The organism is Exiguobacterium sp. JMULE1 (genome assembly GCF_013337175.1).
In the GTDB taxonomy this organism is placed as follows: domain Bacteria; phylum Bacillota; class Bacilli; order Exiguobacteriales; family Exiguobacteriaceae; genus Exiguobacterium_A; species Exiguobacterium_A indicum.
Window position 1 is genome coordinate 777,723 of sequence record NZ_SGWC01000002.1, and the last position, 19,572, is coordinate 797,294.

Sequence of the window (19,572 nt, forward strand, 5' to 3'; positions counted from 1 at the left end):
GCCTTTTTGGCCAATACCGTTCCTAAGAAGGGGATATTCACATGAAAACAGAACAATTACTCGAACAAGCTAAACGTGCACGCGAAAAAGCGTATGTTCCATATTCGAAATTCCAAGTCGGTGCTGCTCTACTAACAAAAGACGGACAAGTCTTCCATGGCTGCAATATTGAAAACGCTGCATATGGTCTTTGTAACTGTGCAGAACGGACAGCAATCTTCTCTGCGTGGGCACAGGATGCGCGCGAGTATGCAGCGATGGCTGTCGTTGCGGACACAGAAGGACCGGTCGCACCATGTGGACAATGCCGCCAAGTGTTATCAGAGATGTGTGACGCGGATATGCCAATCTATTTGACGAACCTTAAAGGGGACGTCACAGAAACAACAGTGGGCGCCCTGTTACCAGGAGCATTCACGAAAGGGGATTTACATGTTTAAAGAAGGATTCAAATCGGGCTTTGTCTCGATCATCGGACGCCCGAACGTCGGAAAATCGACATTCCTCAACCGTGTCATCGGACAAAAGATTGCCATCATGTCTGATAAGCCACAAACGACACGAAATAAGATTCAAGGTGTCTATACGACAGAAGATGTTCAGACGATCTTCATCGATACACCAGGGATTCATAAACCAAAACATAAACTCGGCGATTTCATGATGAAGGTCGCAACGAACGCATTGCGTGAAGTCGATGCGATTTTATTCATGGTCAACGTGACAGAACCAAAAGGAAAAGGTGACGATTTCATCATTGAAAAATTGAAGGAACTCGATACACCCATCATTCTCGTTATGAATAAGGTCGATTTGATTCATCCGAATGATATTCCGCCCATCATCGAATCATATAAAAATGAGCTTGAGTTTGCGGCAGTCGTTCCGATCTCTGCGCTTCAAGGTAACAACGTCGGACCGTTACTTGAAGAAATCGCGAAGATCTTACCGGAAGGACCGATGTATTATCCGGCGGATCAAGTCACTGACCACCCGGAGCGTTTCATCATCTCAGAGATGATCCGTGAGAAAGTCTTGCAAAAGACACGCGATGAAGTACCACACTCGATCGCGGTCGCGATTGATCAAATCAAGACGCGTGAGAATGGAAACATGGTCGATGTCCATGCGACGATCTTGATCGAGCGTGATTCCCAAAAAGGAATCATCATCGGTAAACGCGGAGCACTTCTAAAAGAAATTGGCTCCGAAGCACGAACGGACATCGAGATGTTACTCGGAACAAAAGTTTACCTGAACTTGTGGGTCAAAGTCCAAAAGGATTGGCGCAATAAGGCCGGTCAATTGCGTGAACTTGGCTTCCGCGATGACGAGTATTAAGCGATGATCGATAAGGCGGAAGGGCTTGTACTACGAACGGTCGTATACGGTGAATCGAATAAGATCGTCACGCTACTGACACGTGAATACGGCAAGCTCGCCGTCATGGCGCGAGGAGCGAAGAAGCCGGGTAGTCGTTTCAACGCGGCAAGCCAGCCTTTCGTTCGAGCCGTCTATATCTATCCACGGTCACGTGGTCTCGGTCAGTTGAAATCAGCAGACGTCATCACGAGCCACGCGCATATCCGGCAAGATGTCGTCTTGATGGCGTATGCGATGTATCTACTGGAGCTGGCAGATAAAGCGCTTGATGAACGAGTGCCGCAACCGGCACTCTATGATTTGTTCGTCGAAGGACTGGAGGCGATGGATGAAGGACTTGATCCCGACGTCGTCTCTTTCATCATCGAGTTGCGCCTGTTGCGTCATCTAGGGATTGCGCCGCACTTGAATGGCTGTACGATTTGCGGGAGTGCTGAAGCACCGTTTGCTTTTTCGTTACACCACGGTGGTCTACTCTGTCGCCGGCATCGCCATGAGGATGAACATGCTGTCTTTATGTCAGAGGCAGTCGCGAAGATGCTCTATGTGTTTTCTGTCTATGATTTCTCGCGAATCGGTACCGTGACGGTGAAGCCGGAAACGAAGCGTCTACTACGTCAAATCATGGATGCTTATATGGAACGCTACAGCGGGTTACGTCTACGTTCAAAACGTGTCCTCGACCAGTTGATTGATTTCGGCAACGATTGACAGCAACAAGCGGGTTCGGTAGAATAAATGCGGTAGAAGCAACTAAATGAACACGATGACGAAAAGGAGTACCGTCTTTTTCTCAATCAAGCGATTCCAGGGTGGTGTGAGCTGGGAGTGAGAGGGGCGCGAATGGCGTTTCGGAGTGTTCTTTGTCAAAAAGAGTGGCATGCGATGCATGCAAGTAGGGTGGAACCGCGGGCTCGTCTCGTCCCTATGTGCAACGATTGTTGTACATAGGGGCGTTTTTTGCGTTCCTTAATCATTTCGGAGGTGAAAGTCGTGAAGATGACAGTACAAGACATGATCTTGACATTACAAAAATTTTGGGCAGAACAAGGCTGCTTGACGATGCAAGCATACGACGTAGAAAAAGGAGCCGGTACGATGAATCCGATGACGTTCTTACGGAGTCTCGGACCAGAACCATGGAACGTTTGTTATACAGAACCATCACGCCGTCCGGCTGACGGTCGTTACGGGGAAAACCCGAACCGTCTGTATCAACACCATCAATTCCAAGTCATCATGAAACCATCACCTGACAACATTCAGGAATTGTACTTACAAAGTCTCGAGTTGCTTGGTATCAACCCACTCGAACATGATATTCGTTTCGTAGAGGATAACTGGGAGAACCCGACGTTCGGTGCTGCAGGTCTCGGCTGGGAAGTATGGCTGAACGGGATGGAAATCACACAATTCACGTACTTCCAACAAGTCGGTGGAATCGAGTGTAATCCGATCGCAGTCGAGATCACTTATGGAATCGAGCGTCTCGCTTCGTACATCCAAGACGTCGAGAGTGTCTTTGATCTCGTTTGGACGGATGGCTTCAAATACGGTGATATCTTCTATCAACCGGAGTTCGAACATTCGAAGTATACGTTTGAAACGTCAGATGTCGCATTACTTTTCACGTTGTTCGATCAATATGAAAAAGAAGCGAATCGTGCCTTGGACGAGAACCTCGTTTTCCCAGCGTATGATTACATCTTGAAATGTTCACATACCTTTAACCTTCTCGACGCGAAAGGGGCGATTTCCGTCACGGAACGCACAGGATTCATCCATCGTGTCCGGAACATGTCGCGTCGTTGTGCGCAAAGTTTCATCGAAGAACGGGAACGTCTTGGCTTCCCATTGATCAAGTCGAAAGCAGGTGAGTCACATGCATGAATTATTACTTGAAATTGGTTTAGAAGAGATGCCGGCTCGATTCGTCCTTCAATCCGAAACACAACTCAAGGAGCGCGTGACGCGTTTTCTTGAAGAAGCACGGATTGAGTTCGCGAGCGTCGAATCCTTCTCGACACCACGCCGTCTTGCAGTGTACGTCAAAGGTCTCGCAGCACGTCAAAGCGACCTCGAAGAAACATTAAAAGGACCAGCAAAACGAATCGCGATGGATGAAGACGGTAACTGGACGAAAGCAGCCGAAGGATTCGCGCGTGGTAAAGGGTTAACGACGGACGATCTCTTCCTTGGAGAAGAAAAAGGAGTCGAATACCTTTATGCGACACGTAAGGAAGTCGGACAAGCGACAGCTGATTTACTTCCTGGACTAAAACAAGTCGTCGAAGCGATGACATTCCCGAAAAACATGCGTTGGAGCACACAATCGTTACGTTATATGCGTCCAATTCGTTGGTTGATTGCCCTGCTTGACGATCAAGTCATCCCGTTTGAAGTCGCATCCGTCGAAACAGGTCGGACATCGCGTGGACATCGTTTCCTCGGGCAGGACATCACGATCCTACGTCCGAACGCTTATGTTGAAGCGCTCGCAGGAGAAAATGTCATCGTCAGTTACGAAGCACGTCGTCAATTGATCGAAGAACAAATTGTAGCGCTTGCGGCACGAGAACAATTCGAAGTGCCGATCGATGCGTCTTTACTTGAAGAAGTCACGAACCTCGTCGAGTATCCGACAGCCTTGTTCGGTGCATTTGATGAAGCGTATCTTGAGTTACCAGAAGAAGTCTTGATCACGACGATGAAGGAACACCAACGTTACTTCCCGGTCAAACGTGACGGGGCGTTGCTCCATTATTTCGTGACGGTACGAAACGGAAACGCAACACATCTTGAAAACGTCGCACGCGGAAACGAAAAAGTCATCCGTGCCCGTTTAGCAGATGCGCAGTTCTTCTATGAAGAAGATAAAAAAGCAGATATCGATGAACAGGCGAAACGTCTTGATAAAATCGTCTTCCATGAAAAATTAGGAACGACAGGCGAAAAAGTCCGTCGCGTCCGTCAGATGGCACTCGCACTTGCAGATCGTGTCGGTGCAGACAAAACACGTGTCGAACGTGCAGGACAGATCTATAAATTCGACCTCGTCAGTCAAATGGTCTATGAATTCACAGAATTACAAGGTCTGATGGGTGAGCGTTATGCGAACATGAAGAATGAGGATCCGGAAGTCGCGGCTGCGATTCGTGAACATTACATGCCACGCTTCGCGGGTGATGCAAGTCCGGAGACACCGACAGGAACACTCTATGCGATTCTCGATAAGATGGATAGCGTCGCTGGATTCTTTGGTGTCGGTATGATTCCGAGTGGATCAGCGGATCCGTATGCATTGCGTCGTCAAGCACAAGGGATTGTTCAGATTTTATCAGATCGCAAGTTGAATCTGACATTGACTGAATTGATTGCCTTCGTCGTTTCAGAACAGGTGGCAGCAGGTCTTTATGCGAAGGATGCCGAAGAAGTTCAAGCTGCATTACAAGACTTCTTTGCACAACGCTTGAAATACCGTCTATCGGAAATGAACTTCCGTCATGATGTCGTCGAAGCCGCTCTTGATCATACGTTGACAGTCGAAGCGAATGAGCAGCGTGCTGCGATGCTTGAAAGTGCGACGAAAAAAGAATCGTTCAAGAAAACAGTCGAACAACTCAGTCGTGTCTTAAACATCTCGAAAAAAGCAGAAGACGTCACAACTGTTAATCCAGCGCTCTTTGAAAATGATGCGGAACGCGCGTTGCATGAGGCGATTGAGAAAACCTTACCAGAGGTCAATCAAGCTATCGCGTCACTTGATTATGAGCGAGCGCTTGAGGCACTTGAGGCAACCGTTCCGTCGATTACAGCATACTTCGACGGTACGATGATCATGACGGACGACGAAACGGTCCGTACGAACCGTCTTAGCGAAATGAAACGATTTGCGCAAGCCATCGAATCAGTCGCCCGGTTCAATGCACTTACTTTAGCGTAAAGAAAAAGGACGGATGAGCCGATGAAGTTAAATGAACGGCAAAAAAAGATACTCCAAATCGTCAAAGAGAATGGTCCGATCACGGGAGAGCAGATTGCTTCTGCACTCTCCCTGACACGGGCGACATTACGACCCGATTTGTCGATTTTAACGATGACCGGCATGCTAGAAGCGCGTCCACGTGTCGGCTATATGTACGTTGGAAAGAAAAATGCGTCCATGCTTCATGAGAAACTCGACACCTTGACCGTCGGCGAATTCATGTCGTCGGCAAAGGTCATTCATGAAGGGATGACCGTATACGATGCGATCGTTCACTTATTCCTTGAAGATGTGGGTTCGCTGTTCGTCGTCAGTAAGGACCATGCGTTAGTCGGTGTGTTGTCACGTAAGGATTTTCTACGTGCGGCAATCGGTAATCAAGAATTAGATACGTTACCGGTCAACATCATCATGACACGGATGCCGAATTTGACGGTCTGTGAAAAATCGGAAACGTTGATTGGTGCCGGCATGAAACTGATCGAAAAGCAGATTGATTCAATGCCAGTCGTCGAAGAGGAGAACGGCGTCTTGAAAGTCGTGGGTCGAATGACGAAGACGAACATGACGAAAGTGTTGGTCGCTTTAGCACGTGATGAAGAAATTTAAGGAGGGTTCCTGATGCGTCAACGGATTTATGTCGTGAGTGACTCTGTCGGAGAGACGTGTGAACTCGTCGTCCGCGCAGCTGCAATCCAATTCCCGGAACAAGCCATCGAAACGGTCCGCATTCCGTTCGTCGATGATGATCAAGTCATTTATGACTTGGTTCTTCATGCGAAAGAAGAACAAGCGACGATCGCTTTCACGATCGTTCATGCGACCCATCGTCGTCTGCTTGCAGACACAGCGCGTGCCCACGGTGTAAAAGCGATTGATCTACTTGGTCCATTGCTTGACACGATGGAAGATCGCTTGCAGATGCAACCGAAGGAAGAGCCAGGATTAATCTATCGCTTAGATGAGGAATATTTCCGAAAAATCGAAGCGGTCGAATTTGCTGTTAAGTATGACGATGGACGTGATCCAAAAGGAATTAAACGTGCGGACATCGTCTTGATCGGGGTGTCGCGTACATCTAAGACACCGCTTTCGCAGTATCTGGCTTTGAAACGATATAAAGTAGCGAACGTACCACTCGTACCTGAATCGATCCCGCCGACAGAGCTATTCGATATTCCAAAAGAAAAATGTTTTGGACTACTCATCTCACCGGAAAAGTTGATCGACATCCGAATGGAACGCTTGCGTTCATTAGGACTCAAACCAGAAGCAGCGTACGCGCAGATGGACCGAATCAACCGGGAACTCGAATACGCACGGAATTTATACGAACGAATCGGTTGCCAAGTCATCGACGTGACGAATAAAGCAGTCGAGGAAACGGCGAACCTGATTTTGACCGGAATTTCCGGGAAGGCGCATGACTAGTCAAGCAGTCAGGAACATAGTATACTTGTTTAGCTGATAAATGAGATAATGCCCTTTTTCTAATGAAACGGAACGAGTCATCGTTCCGTTTCATTGCGGGTATGGTCATGTAAGGATAAGTTCTCAAGGAAAGGGGAGAGGACGGAATGAAGCGAATTCCTGATGAAATCGTCGATCAGGTCCGCCAAGCAACGGACATCGTCGAATTGATTTCAGAACGTGTAGAATTAAAAAAACAAGGGAATCGATATTCAGGGCTTTGCCCGTTTCATTCTGAGAAATCACCTTCCTTTTCTGTTTCTCCTGATAAAGGGATGTACTACTGTTTTGGATGTGGTGCAGGTGGAAACGCAATCACTTTCGTCATGGAAACAGAAGGAATGAGTTTCAAGGAAGCCGTCTCTAAATTAGCTGATCGAAGCGATGTCACACTTCCGGAACTGGAGCCGGATCGATTCGAACAATCGGAATCGACACCCGAACAGGAAAAGAAGTTCCGGATGCGCGAGGCACATCGGATCGTCACCGAGTTGTATCATGAGGTGTTGATTCAAACGGAAGCAGGCGACGCGGGACGAATCTATTTAGAGAATCGTGGTATCCGTGAAGGTGCGATGCGTGAGTTCCGACTCGGGTATGCACCGGATCAAGATCGTTTTACAGTGGATTCCTTGGCACGACGTGGGTTTGATTTAGATGAGATGGTCGAAGCGGGATTGATTTCAATCGGACGCGATGGCGATTATCGAGATCGATTCAACGGTCGAGTCGTATTTCCTATCTCCGATCGTGATGGCACGATCGTCGGATTTAGTGGACGTTCGATTGATGGTCGTGATCCGAAGTATGTCAATACAGCGGAAACACCTTTGTTCAATAAAAGTGAACTGTTATTCGGATTCGCTCAAGCACGAGGAGCGATGCGCAAAATCAAACAAGTCGTCCTCGTTGAAGGGAATCTTGATGTTGTGCGTGTCGCTCAAGCGGGTATACCTTATACGGTAGCCTCTTTAGGAACAGCCTTAACACCGGTTCATGCCCAAAACCTAGCACGTATCGTCGATGAAGTCATTATTTGTTATGACGGAGACAAGGCAGGACGCGCTGCGACGTTGAAAGCCCTACAGTTGCTTGAAGCCGTTGCCGTCGACTGTTCCGTCATCCGTTTACCGGATGGCGAAGACCCGGATTCCTTCATTGGGAATCAGGGCGAAGAGACGTTTTTACACTGGATTGAACAAGAACGGGTTTCAAGTCTTGAATTCAAATCTTTTTATTTTCGACAAGGAAAAAACTTGCGATTAGAAGGAGAACGCGTTCGATATATTGAAACTATGCTTGAAGAGATTGGTCGAACATCCAATCCGTTGTTACGGGACATTTATTTAGGAAAACTTTCTGAGGAATTTAAACTCTCGAAAGACTCCTTGATCGCACAAGTGCGTCCAACCGTCCAACAACCGAAGAGAGAACAAATCGTTTCCGATCGCCCAGCTGCTCTACCGACAGCACCTCCTGACCGAACGTTCGCGAACTGGAAGAAGGCAGAACGCTTCTTGCTTGCCTACATGATCCGTTCAGAAGAAGTATGTCTTGAAGTGCGAGAGCAACTAGGTGTCCAATTCAATGATCCGGCACACCAATTGATTGCCGGCAAGCTATATGAATTTTACGGAGCAGGTACGCAAGGAAGTCCTGATCGTTTTTTGACGATGTTGCACGACGCCTCTTTGCAACGAATCGTAGCGGATTTAGAGTTCATGCTAATGCCTGAATATGATCCTGATTTACTCAGTCACTACATTCGTGCCGTCCAAAATGAACAGCAACGTCGGTTGTTAGAAGAAGAAAAGTCACGATTGAATCAACAAACAGATATCCGTGCTCAAGCGGAGCTGATGCAGGCGATCATAGAACGGAAGCGTCGTTTAAAAGATCGATGACCTGCTGCATGATGTGGAAGGAGTGTATGGTTCGATGGCAGAAAAAGCAAGATCAGAAGCTGAATTACTCCGTCTCGCGAAAGAGGAACTCATCGCGCTCGGACATAAAAATGGTGAATTGTCACACCAAAAGATCGAAGACAAACTAAGTTCGTTCGAATCAATGGATGCTCAGCAATTCGAGGAATTCCTTCAATTGCTTGAAACAGAAGGTATCAAGGTCAACAATGACGGTACAGGGGACGAAAAAGAAGAGGCGGATTTAAACGATTTGTCTGTTCCTCCTGGTGTTAAGATCAATGACCCTGTCCGGATGTATCTAAAAGAAATCGGTCGCGTTGATTTGTTGAATGCAGAAGATGAAGTCGAACTCGCAAAACGAATCGAGCAAAACGATGAAGAAGCAAAAAAACGATTGGCGGAAGCAAACTTACGTCTCGTCGTTTCGATTGCGAAGCGTTATGTCGGTCGCGGTATGTTGTTCCTTGATTTGATTCAAGAAGGAAACATGGGTCTGATCAAGGCGGTCGAGAAATTCGACTATACGAAGGGATACAAATTCTCGACGTATGCAACATGGTGGATTCGCCAAGCAATCACACGTGCGATTGCTGACCAAGCGCGGACAATCCGAATTCCGGTTCACATGGTTGAAACGATCAATAAATTGATTCGTGTCCAGCGTCAACTCTTGCAAGATCTTGGACGTGAACCATCACCGGAAGAAATTTCGAAAGAGATGGAAATCACGCCGGAAAAAGTCCGTGAAATCCTGAAAATTGCGCAAGAGCCGGTTTCTCTTGAAACACCAATCGGGGAAGAGGATGATTCACATCTCGGAGATTTCATCGAGGACCAAGATGCGACAGCACCACAAGATGCTGCGGCATACGAACTCTTGAAAGAACAACTCGAAGATGTGTTAGATACACTGACGGATCGTGAAGAAAACGTCCTCCGTCTTCGTTTTGGTCTTGACGATGGTCGGACACGGACACTTGAAGAAGTCGGAAAAGTATTTGGCGTTACACGTGAGCGGATTCGTCAAATCGAAGCAAAAGCACTTCGGAAGTTACGTCATCCGAGTCGTTCAAAACGCTTGAAAGATTTCCTCGATTAATTCAAAGTGTGAAGAATATATGAAATTTTAGTGGGAAGGAAGAAAAAAGTTTCGTTTTTTTCTTCCTTCCCTGTTTTTTTTACAGTAGAATAGTAACGGGGAATACCATTCAGTCACCAACTTGGTTGGGTATAGAATATGGGGGGAATCCAAATGCGTAATCCATTAGTACCGTTCGCGGCGATCGCAGTCATCGCCATCATCGCTATGATTTCATTGTCTTACTTTGGGGTCGATCAGGTGAAGGAAGCTCGCAAAGGGCCGTCAACTGCAGAAATGAAGCCAGAAGACTTGTTTGCATCTAAAGGATGTACAGGATGTCACGGTGGAAACTTAGAAGGCGGAACAGGTCCGAACTTAACAAAGATCGGCGCGAAGCTGAAAGAAGATGAAATTAAGAACATCGCAATGAACGGTAAAGGGCAAATGCCTGGCGGTCTTGCGAATGACGAAGAAGCAGCTGTTCTAGCCAAATGGTTAGCTGCTAAGAAATAAGAACAAGGGCATCTATCTCGTTACGAGATGGATGTTTTTTTGTGGTGTATGGTATCTTTTTTAGCGTAAATCCGCTATTTTTAAAAGAGAGTTTTTCGGAAAATAGGAAGGATGAAGATGATGCAAATGAACGTCGTATTGGATCAACGACTCCAAAAAGTCGTGTCGTATATTCCACAAGGAGCTATCCTCGCAGATATTGGATCAGATCATGCATTCGTACCATGTTTTTGTATCCAACAACAGAAAATCGAACGCGCGATCGCGGGAGAGGTAAACGAAGGACCGATGGAAGCGGCAAAAGGACAAGTGGCGCTTGTCGGGCTCGAGTCACAAATCGATGTCCGCCTTGGAAGTGGACTATCGGTTTTAAAGCCGGGCGAAGCAACAGCGATTACGATTGCAGGAATGGGCGGAACGCTGATTGCCTCAATCCTTGAAGAAGGCAAAGATCGGCTGTCGGGGGAGGAACGTTTGATCCTTCAACCAAATGTTGATGCAGTTGATGTTCGGAAGTGGTTGCTGACGAATTCATATGCGTTATTGTCTGAAGCCATCGTCGAGGAGAACGGAAAGATCTATGAAATTCTCGTTGCAGAACGTGGAGATGAAACACTTTACTCAGAGGACGAAACAACACGTCAGTGGGAATTGTTCTTTGGACCACAGTTAATGCGGGAACGTGCACCAGAATTCATTGAAAAATGGCAGATTGAAAAACAAAAGCGAGAGTATATCCTAGCTCAGATGAAACAAGGACAAGCAACGGAGGTTTTATCTGAAAAAATCGAAGCCATCGAACGATTGATTCAAAAGATGGAAGAGGTGACGAACTAATGGCGAATGGGAACCATGTCATTGAGCAGTTTGAAGCATTTGCTCCGAAAAAATTTGCACTCGAAGGTGATCCGATTGGTCTACAAATCGGAACATTGAACAAGGACGTCAAACGTGTGCTCGTGACACTTGATGTCTTGGAGTCTGTCGTCGATGAAGCGATTGAAAAGAAGGTCGATCTCATCATCGCGCATCATCCACCGATTTTTAGTAAATTAGCAAATGTGACGGATCGTTCTGCAACAGGACGGATCGTCACAAAATGTATCAAACACGATATTGCGGTGTATGCTGCACATACGAACCTTGACGTAACACCAGGCGGGGTCAATGACTGGATGGCAGATGCGCTTGGTCTTGAGTCTTGTGAAGTACTAGCACCGACGTTTGAAAACACGCAATATAAACTAAGTGTCTATGTACCGACCGAGGCTGTAGAGCGCGTTTCAACAGCCCTTGCACAAGCGGGAGCAGGAAAAGAAGGAGACTACAGTGATTGTCAATTCCACGTCGATGGAACAGGTCAATTCCGACCGTTGACGGAAGCTACCCCGTATATCGGTGAAGCAGGGCGACTCGAACGCGTTTCAGAAGTCCGAATCGAAACGATCGTTACGGAACTGAATCAGAAACAAGTCATTCGAGCGATGAAACAGGCTCATCCATATGAGGAAGTCGCCTATGATCTCATTCGCCAAGAACGCCCGGCAACATCACTTGGTCTTGGACGGATTGGTCGGTTACCGGAAGCAATGACGTTACGAGAATTTGCAGAACATGTTCGCGATGCGTTTGGTGTACAAAACTTACGCTTCGTCGGAGACGAATCGCGCCATATCCAAAAAGTAGCGGTCCTTGGTGGTGACGGCAATAAGTACGTCTCGACTGCAGCATTTGCAGGAGCAGATGTCCTTGTGACAGGAGATCTCTATTTCCATGTAGCGCATGATGCGATGGCACTTGGACTAGCAGTCGTCGATCCGGGACATCATGTGGAGTCGGTCATGAAAGAAGGCGTCGTCAACGAATTAAGCAAACGATTCAAAGAGAAGAAGATAGATGTGGAACTCATCGTCTCGACAGCCAATACGAATCCCTTTCATTTTTTGTGATATGTAAAGTAAAAAATGAGATAAAACACCGGACGGCGATGATTCGCTGTCCGGTGTTTGTTATTACTTCTATCATATTCAGGTTAAAGGATTTTTACTTTTGGTAAAATCCGTCGTAGTTCAAGGAATGGTGTCTTGTCATGTGTACTGATGTCTGATGGATCATATTGCTGTAAGAAATCAATGACCTTTTTCGTGATTGGTGTTGGTGTTGATGCACCTGATGTGACACCAACTTGCTGTACACCTTTAAGCCATGATAGATCGAGTTCTGTTAAATCACCAATCCGATGCGCTGGAGTTCCTGCGATATCGAATGATACTTGTGCCAATCGGTTCGAGTTGTTAGAACGTGGATCACCGACGACGATGACAAGGTCACAATCTCCTGCTTGATCAGCCACTGCTTCTTGCCGGACTTGTGTTGCGTTACAGATTTCATTGTGTACTTCTACATGCGGATACTTTTTACGCACGTGTTCCATCAAAGCTTGGACATCCCATTGGCTCATCGTCGTCTGATTCGTGACGATGATTTTTTTATGAGCGAGCTGAGGCGGGAGTTCATCGATATCTTCGACTTTTTCGATGAGGTGCACATGCTCTGGTGCTACACCGACTGCACCTTCAGGTTCCGGGTGTCCATGTTTGCCGACGTAGATGACTTCATAATCATCCGCGACGACTTGTCGAATCAAATCGTGTGTACGCGTCACGTCAGGACATGTTGCATCGACGACGTGCAGATTTTTTTCGGCGGCGCGTGCATAAACAGCAGGCGAAATACCATGCGCTGTAAAAATGACAGTTCCTTCTTGAATCGTCTCAAGTGCTTCGAGGCGATCGGGACCATCGACTGTGATGACACCCATACTTTCGAATTCACGTGTGACATGAGCATTGTGAACGATCATACCAAGAATATGAATCGGGCGTGGCAAGTCTTTATTCAATGCCGCTTGTTGTGCAAGTTTCATTGCATCGACGACACCGTAACAATAGCCGCGGGGGCTGATTTTTTTTACTAGCATAGTTGTAGATTCTCCCTTTGTGAAAAAGAATGATTAGTTAGAGTGTACCATTGTTTAGACGGGAATGAAAATAGAGGAGTCTGTTTCAGAAACAGAACATGGTATACTAATGAAGTTGCAATTATTTAATAAGGGGGCGAAAGGGTGGAGTCTAAGAAAATGATGCGGTCGTATTTTTTTCAAATCACCGCCATCTTATTCATCCTGTTATGTCTTGTCATTTCAGCGCTTGCCTTTACTGCGGATCGAGTCACGATTTCACGAGTCGAACAGCAAACGGAAAAGCAGAGTGAGAAAAGTGTCGAAGTTTCTGGAAACGCGATCCGTGATAACATTGGGAATTTACATGAGGAAATCATGAGTTTGCAGTTAAACGTCGAAAATCCTGATAAGCTAAGTCGAAAAATTGAAGAATCAAATCTTCTTGATATTGATACTGGATTTAAAAGTCTTTTTTATTTTGACAGAAAGACGAAACAGATTACTTGGTTCTCAAGTGAAGATCGTCGCGTACCAGATAGTACGATAGTAAAGGATGATGATTTTCTACAAACTCTGACAAGTACGGATTTTCATATGAGTAAGCTGTACTCAATGGAATCAGATGCCGTCACATATATGTTCGTGCCAGTTCGAGATGGTAACGAACGTGTAGGTGTGTTTGGTGGTGGACTAAGTGCGATGAATTCAATCATTTTCCGGAAATCATTAGAATCTTTTGATGATCAAACGATTGCCTATTTATTTAATAGTAAAAAAGAATTGCTAGCAACGTCGAGTAATCTTGTGACAGACGAAGAACGACTATTGTCGAGAAGTGTGATCGATCGTGCATTTCAATCCGTCGAACCATCTGAAATCTTTAGTACGAATCAAGATATGTATTACTTTGCAAAAGATTTAAAGGTGACGGATTGGAAAATTCTCGTTCGAACGCCGCGAAACGTTTTTTATGAACCTGTCTACACGACACGGCAGCAGTATTTGATCATCGCCGCTTTGACGCTCGTCCTTAGTCTGATTGTTGGCTATTTAATGTCACGACAATTGACATCTCCTTTACTTGAGCTTGTTCATAAAATTGAGAAAAGTAGTTCCCCGAAACCGATCGTTCTTGAACGTGCCGGATCAAACGAAGTGAAGACATTGGTCGCTGCTTATAATGAATACTCACAGCGAATGGAACATGCGCGACTTGAGCAGTTAAGTCAACAGCAAACCATGTTGCAGCAAGAGAAGCTAGCGTCACTTGGTCAATTAGCGGCGGGCATTGCTCATGAGATACGTAATCCATTAACACCAGTCAAAATGACCTTACAGTTATTAGCCGCAGAAAAGGATCGAGATACAGAGATGTTGATGTTAGCTTTATCTGAGCTTGATCGAGCGAACGGCATGATTCAGACGATGCTTGATTTATCCAAAGGCGAGAACAATGCGCTTCAAAAAACGACGATTGATATGAATGATTTAATGAAGAAGCTGACATATATCTTAGAAGCGGAAGCTCATCTTTACGAAGCGGATTGTAAAATTTATACACCGTCCTTTATGCCAAAGATTCATGCATCAGAAGAGGGGATTTTGCAGATTTTAGCAAACTGTGTTCGAAATGCCCTTCAAGCTGTCGCGTTTAAAGGGCCAGATGGGATTTGTCATTTGCATGTGCATATCTATCCGGAAGAGGTTGTCTTCATCATCCAAGATAATGGTGTCGGAATGGACGGTGATCAGATTGATCATGTTGGTCAAGCATTCAAGACGTCAAAAGTGGATGGAAATGGTCTTGGACTGTTCATGTCAAAACAAATCGTACGCGATCATAAAGGGAAGATGATTTTTGACAGTAAACCTGGAGTTGGCACAACGATTCAAGTTCACTTACCTCGAAAGGAGCAAACGGAATGAAATTCAATAAAGCGTGGCTATTCGTCTTAGTCGTTTGGATATCATCCGTTCTTCTTATATCCAATATGTTCGTGAATACGGATTCGAATCCGCGTCGTCATCTCATCGGTTTTACGATCGTCAATGATAAACATGAATTTGCGCAGCGGCTCGTTGATGCGTTCAAGACACAAGCGAAACTGAATAAATATGAAGCAGTCGTCGCGACGTCGCATAATTCACGCATTAATGAAAGAGAGCAGATTGAAGAATTCATTCGAATGAAAGTGGATGCAATTTTCGTTACCACACTCGACGATGTTTACATCGCTGAATCTTTAGAAAAAGCTGCCAAAGAAGATATCCCTGTTTTTGCGATCGATCGATTGATTCGCTCCGATGCAGTCGTCAGTTCGATTACCTCAAATAATCAATTGATTGGTGAACAACTTGCATCATTCATCAAACACGAACGCATCAAGCAGACGGGACGAGCCACCGCTAATATCATTGAAGTCGCAGGTACGGCAAACGTCAACACGACGAATGAACGACACCGGGGATTTTTGACTGGTCTTGAGCGGGAGTCGGATCTGAAAATCGTCGAATCCGTGAATGGAGATTACGACCCCGTCACTTCAGAACAGGTCATGACACAGGTGATTGAGTCGGGAATTCCGTTTGATGCAGTCTATTGTCACAATGATGATATCGCGCTAGGTGTCCTCGAAGCATTGAAAAAAGCAGGGATCAAAGGAAAAATAATTGTCGGCATAGACGGGAATCGTGCTATATTAGAAGCTGTTGACATGAAATCGATGGATGCGACGGTCGTCCAGAGTGCTGATGAGATGATGAAAGTCGCCTTCAGTGCATTGAAGCTTCATACGAAAAACAAAAAGATTCCAACTCGTTTTTATACGTACTCCTATCTGTATGACGGTAGTAGACCCATAACCATGTTGAACTAATCGAGAGGCAGAAGCCTCAGCAAATAAGGAAAGGACGGTGTCAATTCATGAATGGATTCAGCCATTATCAATTACACCCGTTCGTCATCGAAGCACTCGATGACGCCCGCATCACAAAACCGACCGACATTCAGTCGCGGATCATCCCAGCTGCAGTAAAGGGACGCGATATCATCGGTCAATCACAAACAGGAACAGGAAAAACGTTATCGTTCCTTCTTCCAATCGTTCAAAACGTCGATCCAAAGCTTCAAGAATTACAAGCCATCATCGTTGCTCCAACGCGCGAACTTGCATGGCAAATTCATGAAGAACTGAAATCGTTACTTGTGAAGGAACCAGACTTCATCAAGACGAGTCTTATTACAGGTGGAATGGATCGCGAACGTCAAATCGGTCGTGTGAAAGTCTCGCCCCAAATCGTCATCGGAACACCAGGACGTATTTTAGACCTATTCAAAGAACAGGCTTTAAAACCGCATTTCGTGAAGCACTATGTCATCGATGAAGCGGATCAAATGCTCGACATGGGCTTCTTGCCAGAAGTTGACCGGATTGCGCAAGCTCTTCCAGAACAGCTTCAGATGATGGTCTTCTCAGCAACGATTCCTGAGAAATTGCAACCGTTCTTGAAAAAATATATGAATAACCCGCGTTATGCGCATGTGGATCCAAAACAACAGACAGCGAAGAAAATCGTTCACCATACGATTCCGGTCAAACATCGTGAGCGCTCACAATTGACGTTGAAAGTCGCGAAAGCGTTAAACCCTTATATCTGTTTAATTTTTACGAATACAAAAGCAGAAGCAATCGAAGTCGAAGCTTTGTTCCTAGAAGCAGGACTGAACGTTGGTTCTCTTCACGGAGATCTTCCAGCACGTCGCCGTAAGCAAGCCATCAAAGAAATCAACGATGCGAAGTATCAATATGTCATCGTGACGGATCTTGCTGCACGCGGAATTGATATTTCAGGTGTCTCGCACGTCATTAACCACGGCATTCCAAAAGATTTAGACTTCTACGTCCACCGTGTCGGTCGGACAGGTCGTGTCGATCAAGATGGATTGGCATATACACTGTTTGAAGATCACGAGAACGGCATGATCAATCGTTTAGAGGACCGTGGCATTCAATTCACAAACGTTGATGTCAAAGGAACTCAAATCGTCGAAGTCAAAGAACGTCGCCGTGCGAAGCCGCACATGAAGACTGCCGTCTCGAAGACAGCACATAGCCGTCTTTCGGGTGAAGCAGCAAAAGCGAAAAAACGTGTTAAACCAGGTTATAAGAAGAAACATCAATACAAGCTGAAAGAAACAGCAAAACGTGAACGCATCAAAGAACAACGTGGTGTCGGTCGCGCGCAACGTAAAGAAAACGCACGCAAATCAAAATAATTCCATTGATGACACCCGTGAAATGAAAAAACATTTTTCGGGTGTCTTGTCGTTTTCAAGATTTGGTACACTGTAAAAAGAGAAAGGTGGAAAAGAACATGAAAATAGGTTCACACGTCTCCGTTTCGGGGAAAAAAATGCTATTAGGTGCAAGTGAGGAAGCGGCATCTTACAGTGCAACGACGATGATGGTCTATACAGGAGCACCTCAAAATACACGCCGTAAGCCGATGGAAGAGTTACGGATTCAAGAAGCATTGCAACATATGAGCGCTAATGGAATAGAGGAAATCGTCGTGCATGCGCCGTATATCATCAACTTAGGGAATACGACGAAACCCGAGACATTCGAACTCGCCGTTTCGTTTTTAGCAGCAGAAATTAAACGAGCAGAAGCGCTTGAAAAGGCGCAACACATCGTATTACATCCTGGTGCGCATGTAGGTGCTGGGGAAGAAATCGGAATCAAACGGATTGTCGAAGGACTCAATGAAGTACTGACAGGTGACGAACAGGTCAAGATCGCGCTTGAGACGATGGCTGGAAAAGGATCGGAAATCGGAAAAACTTTTGAGGAACTTGCTCAAATCATCGAAGGCGTCACACATCATGATCGTCTGTCCGTCTGTCTCGATACATGTCACGTGCATGATGCAGGATACGATATCGTGCACGACTTAGATGGTGTTCTTGAACAATTCGACCGGATCGTTGGACTGGATCGTCTTGGTGTCATCCATGTGAATGACTCAAAGAATATCCGTGGTGCTCGAAAGGACCGTCATGAAAATATTGGTTTTGGTGAGATTGGATTTGATGCCTTACATCGTGTCGTGCATCATCCTGCTCTGGCACATTTACCGAAAATCTTAGAGACGCCATACATTGGTCTCGATCCAAAGAAAAAAGTGGCACCGTATAAACAAGAAATCGATATGTTACGTTCGGGTGCGTTTGATGCAGACTGGCGTCTACCGATTCTAGGAGCACCAGTCGAATAACTCATAAAGGGGTGTCTGTGATGTGTCATATACTCGTCGTTGATGAGACTAGTTTTGCGATACGACAAGCTGTTGTCCACTACTATGAAACAAAGGAACCGTTTTATTTGCCGGCAGAACTGGTAGAGGGAGAAGAGGTGTTTCTTGCGACGACTGACGGTATCATGGCGTATGCTGAAGCCTTGTTCACCGAGTATACGACACGTCCAGAAGATCCATTTTGGTTGACGAATGCTGACGACTCAGAAGGGTCATATGTGTGCCTTGATCTCATCAGTGTGGATTTACGTCATCCCTTACTTGGACGACCACTCGATCAACTTGGTCTTAAAACTGGACCGGTCGAAGGAGTGTTTCGCACGCGTCTGCTTGATTCATGGCAGTATGGGTATTTCGAAACGGATGTACTGACACTCGAACAATCTAAACAACGTCGAATCGAGCGCTTCAAGGAGCGAAATCATCTGGAACAAGTCGCGCGTCAATGTATGCATTGTGAGGAGTCTAGGCAGTCGTTACTGGAATGGCATTTGACACCAGAAGGATATCAGACCGTTTGCCCGACCTGTCACCGATGGTTACATCAACAGATGCTTCATGCGGTGGATACGGCAGCAGCAACGGAAGAGAGTGAGTAAAATCTTTTCCTATTCAAGCAGAGCTCCCACGATCGACATTTAATCATTAAAACCTTAAAAAGAATCAAAAAAACAGTTCTCTTTTCTGCGCTGGCAGCAAAGAGAACTGTTTTTGTTTGGATTAGAAAAAGCGTTCTACTAAAAATAGATAGATTTTCATCCCAAGGAAGACACCGAAGATTCCGACGACGGCTGGAAAAACAGGTGGAGCAGGAATCGGCAGTTTCAGTGCGGTGAACACAACGCCGCAGATGACGCCGGCGAGAAGGGATAATAAGATTTGCTGAAGCATACATTTCGTCCTTTCTGCTGTAAATCAGCATTTGAAGTAGAGTACG

19 protein-coding genes are annotated in these 19,572 nt (G+C 45.8%); 17 read left to right on the plus strand and 2 right to left on the minus strand.

Translation table 11 applies throughout. The features are described 5' to 3' along the window. Positions 1 to 41 precede the first annotated feature (41 nt). The 12 genes from EXW93_RS04145 to EXW93_RS04200 all read left to right on the plus strand — a co-directional run bounded on the left by EXW93_RS04145 (position 42) and on the right by EXW93_RS04200 (position 12,306). On the plus strand, positions 42 to 440 hold the full coding sequence (locus EXW93_RS04145; RefSeq protein WP_023467498.1) for a cytidine deaminase: 399 nt from the start codon (positions 42 to 44) through the stop codon (positions 438 to 440). Further along, the gene (gene era, locus EXW93_RS04150) at positions 433 to 1,341 is read left to right on the plus strand and encodes a GTPase Era (RefSeq protein ID WP_023467500.1); all 909 of its coding nucleotides are present in this window, start codon (positions 433 to 435) and stop codon (positions 1,339 to 1,341) included. The genes EXW93_RS04145 and era overlap by 8 nt, the downstream gene beginning before the upstream one ends. Before the next feature lie 3 nt (positions 1,342 to 1,344). Next, positions 1,345 to 2,094, plus strand: a complete 750-nt coding sequence (recO, locus tag EXW93_RS04155; RefSeq protein WP_023467502.1) for a DNA repair protein RecO — start codon at positions 1,345 to 1,347, stop codon at positions 2,092 to 2,094. A 288-nt stretch (positions 2,095 to 2,382) separates the two neighbouring features. Beyond that, a complete protein-coding gene (gene glyQ / locus EXW93_RS04160; protein ID WP_029341034.1) occupies positions 2,383 to 3,273 on the plus strand; it encodes a glycine--tRNA ligase subunit alpha in 891 nt (296 codons plus the stop codon). After that, positions 3,266 to 5,326, plus strand: coding sequence for a glycine--tRNA ligase subunit beta (gene glyS / locus EXW93_RS04165; protein ID WP_174316055.1), 2,061 nt, complete (start codon positions 3,266 to 3,268; stop codon positions 5,324 to 5,326). The genes glyQ and glyS overlap by 8 nt, the downstream gene beginning before the upstream one ends. A 21-nt stretch (positions 5,327 to 5,347) precedes the next feature. Next, positions 5,348 to 5,977 (plus strand): transcriptional regulator CcpN, encoded by a 630-nt coding sequence (gene ccpN / locus EXW93_RS04170; RefSeq protein ID WP_023467507.1) that lies wholly within the window; start codon positions 5,348 to 5,350, stop codon positions 5,975 to 5,977. A gap of 12 nt (positions 5,978 to 5,989) precedes the next feature. Beyond that, positions 5,990 to 6,799, plus strand: a complete 810-nt coding sequence (locus tag EXW93_RS04175; RefSeq protein WP_029341037.1) for a pyruvate, water dikinase regulatory protein — start codon at positions 5,990 to 5,992, stop codon at positions 6,797 to 6,799. A gap of 146 nt (positions 6,800 to 6,945) precedes the next feature. Beyond that, positions 6,946 to 8,742, plus strand: a complete 1,797-nt coding sequence (gene dnaG / locus EXW93_RS04180; RefSeq protein ID WP_023467510.1) for a DNA primase — start codon at positions 6,946 to 6,948, stop codon at positions 8,740 to 8,742. Between the two features lie 34 nt (positions 8,743 to 8,776). Then, a complete protein-coding gene (rpoD, locus tag EXW93_RS04185; RefSeq protein WP_023467512.1) occupies positions 8,777 to 9,862 on the plus strand; it encodes an RNA polymerase sigma factor RpoD in 1,086 nt (361 codons plus the stop codon). A gap of 153 nt (positions 9,863 to 10,015) precedes the next feature. Beyond that, complete coding sequence (cccA, locus tag EXW93_RS04190; protein WP_023467513.1) at positions 10,016 to 10,357, plus strand: cytochrome c550; 342 nt, start codon at positions 10,016 to 10,018, stop codon at positions 10,355 to 10,357. 117 nt (positions 10,358 to 10,474) lie between these two features. After that, positions 10,475 to 11,194 (plus strand): tRNA (adenine(22)-N(1))-methyltransferase, encoded by a 720-nt coding sequence (locus EXW93_RS04195; protein ID WP_326937793.1) that lies wholly within the window; start codon positions 10,475 to 10,477, stop codon positions 11,192 to 11,194. After that, positions 11,194 to 12,306, plus strand: coding sequence for a Nif3-like dinuclear metal center hexameric protein (locus tag EXW93_RS04200; RefSeq protein ID WP_058712882.1), 1,113 nt, complete (start codon positions 11,194 to 11,196; stop codon positions 12,304 to 12,306). The genes EXW93_RS04195 and EXW93_RS04200 overlap by 1 nt, the downstream gene beginning before the upstream one ends. Positions 12,307 to 12,389: 83 nt before the next feature. Here EXW93_RS04200 and EXW93_RS04205 read toward each other — a convergent pair whose 3' ends face one another. Continuing rightward, positions 12,390 to 13,337, minus strand: a complete 948-nt coding sequence (locus EXW93_RS04205; protein WP_023467517.1) for a 4-hydroxy-3-methylbut-2-enyl diphosphate reductase — start codon at positions 13,335 to 13,337, stop codon at positions 12,390 to 12,392. A 144-nt stretch (positions 13,338 to 13,481) separates the two neighbouring features. On the opposite strand from EXW93_RS04205, the gene EXW93_RS04210 reads away from it, so the two are divergent. The 5 genes from EXW93_RS04210 to EXW93_RS04230 all read left to right on the plus strand — a co-directional run bounded on the left by EXW93_RS04210 (position 13,482) and on the right by EXW93_RS04230 (position 19,234). Then, a complete protein-coding gene (locus EXW93_RS04210) occupies positions 13,482 to 15,245 on the plus strand; it encodes a sensor histidine kinase (RefSeq protein ID WP_023467518.1) in 1,764 nt (587 codons plus the stop codon). Then, positions 15,242 to 16,195, plus strand: coding sequence for a sugar ABC transporter substrate-binding protein (locus EXW93_RS04215; protein ID WP_174316056.1), 954 nt, complete (start codon positions 15,242 to 15,244; stop codon positions 16,193 to 16,195). The genes EXW93_RS04210 and EXW93_RS04215 overlap by 4 nt, the downstream gene beginning before the upstream one ends. Before the next feature lie 47 nt (positions 16,196 to 16,242). Continuing rightward, positions 16,243 to 17,595 carry a DEAD/DEAH box helicase gene (locus tag EXW93_RS04220; RefSeq protein WP_023467520.1) on the plus strand — a complete coding sequence of 451 codons (1,353 nt, stop codon included), beginning with the start codon at positions 16,243 to 16,245 and terminating at the stop codon, positions 17,593 to 17,595. A gap of 98 nt (positions 17,596 to 17,693) precedes the next feature. Then, a complete protein-coding gene (locus EXW93_RS04225) occupies positions 17,694 to 18,596 on the plus strand; it encodes a deoxyribonuclease IV (RefSeq protein ID WP_174316057.1) in 903 nt (300 codons plus the stop codon). 20 nt (positions 18,597 to 18,616) lie between these two features. Beyond that, positions 18,617 to 19,234, plus strand: a complete 618-nt coding sequence (locus EXW93_RS04230) for a hypothetical protein (protein ID WP_058712879.1) — start codon at positions 18,617 to 18,619, stop codon at positions 19,232 to 19,234. Positions 19,235 to 19,355: 121 nt separating this feature from the next. On the opposite strand, the gene EXW93_RS04235 is transcribed toward EXW93_RS04230, so the two are convergent. After that, positions 19,356 to 19,526 carry a XapX domain-containing protein gene (locus tag EXW93_RS04235; RefSeq protein ID WP_023467523.1) on the minus strand — a complete coding sequence of 57 codons (171 nt, stop codon included), beginning with the start codon at positions 19,524 to 19,526 and terminating at the stop codon, positions 19,356 to 19,358. Positions 19,527 to 19,572 lie beyond the last annotated feature (46 nt).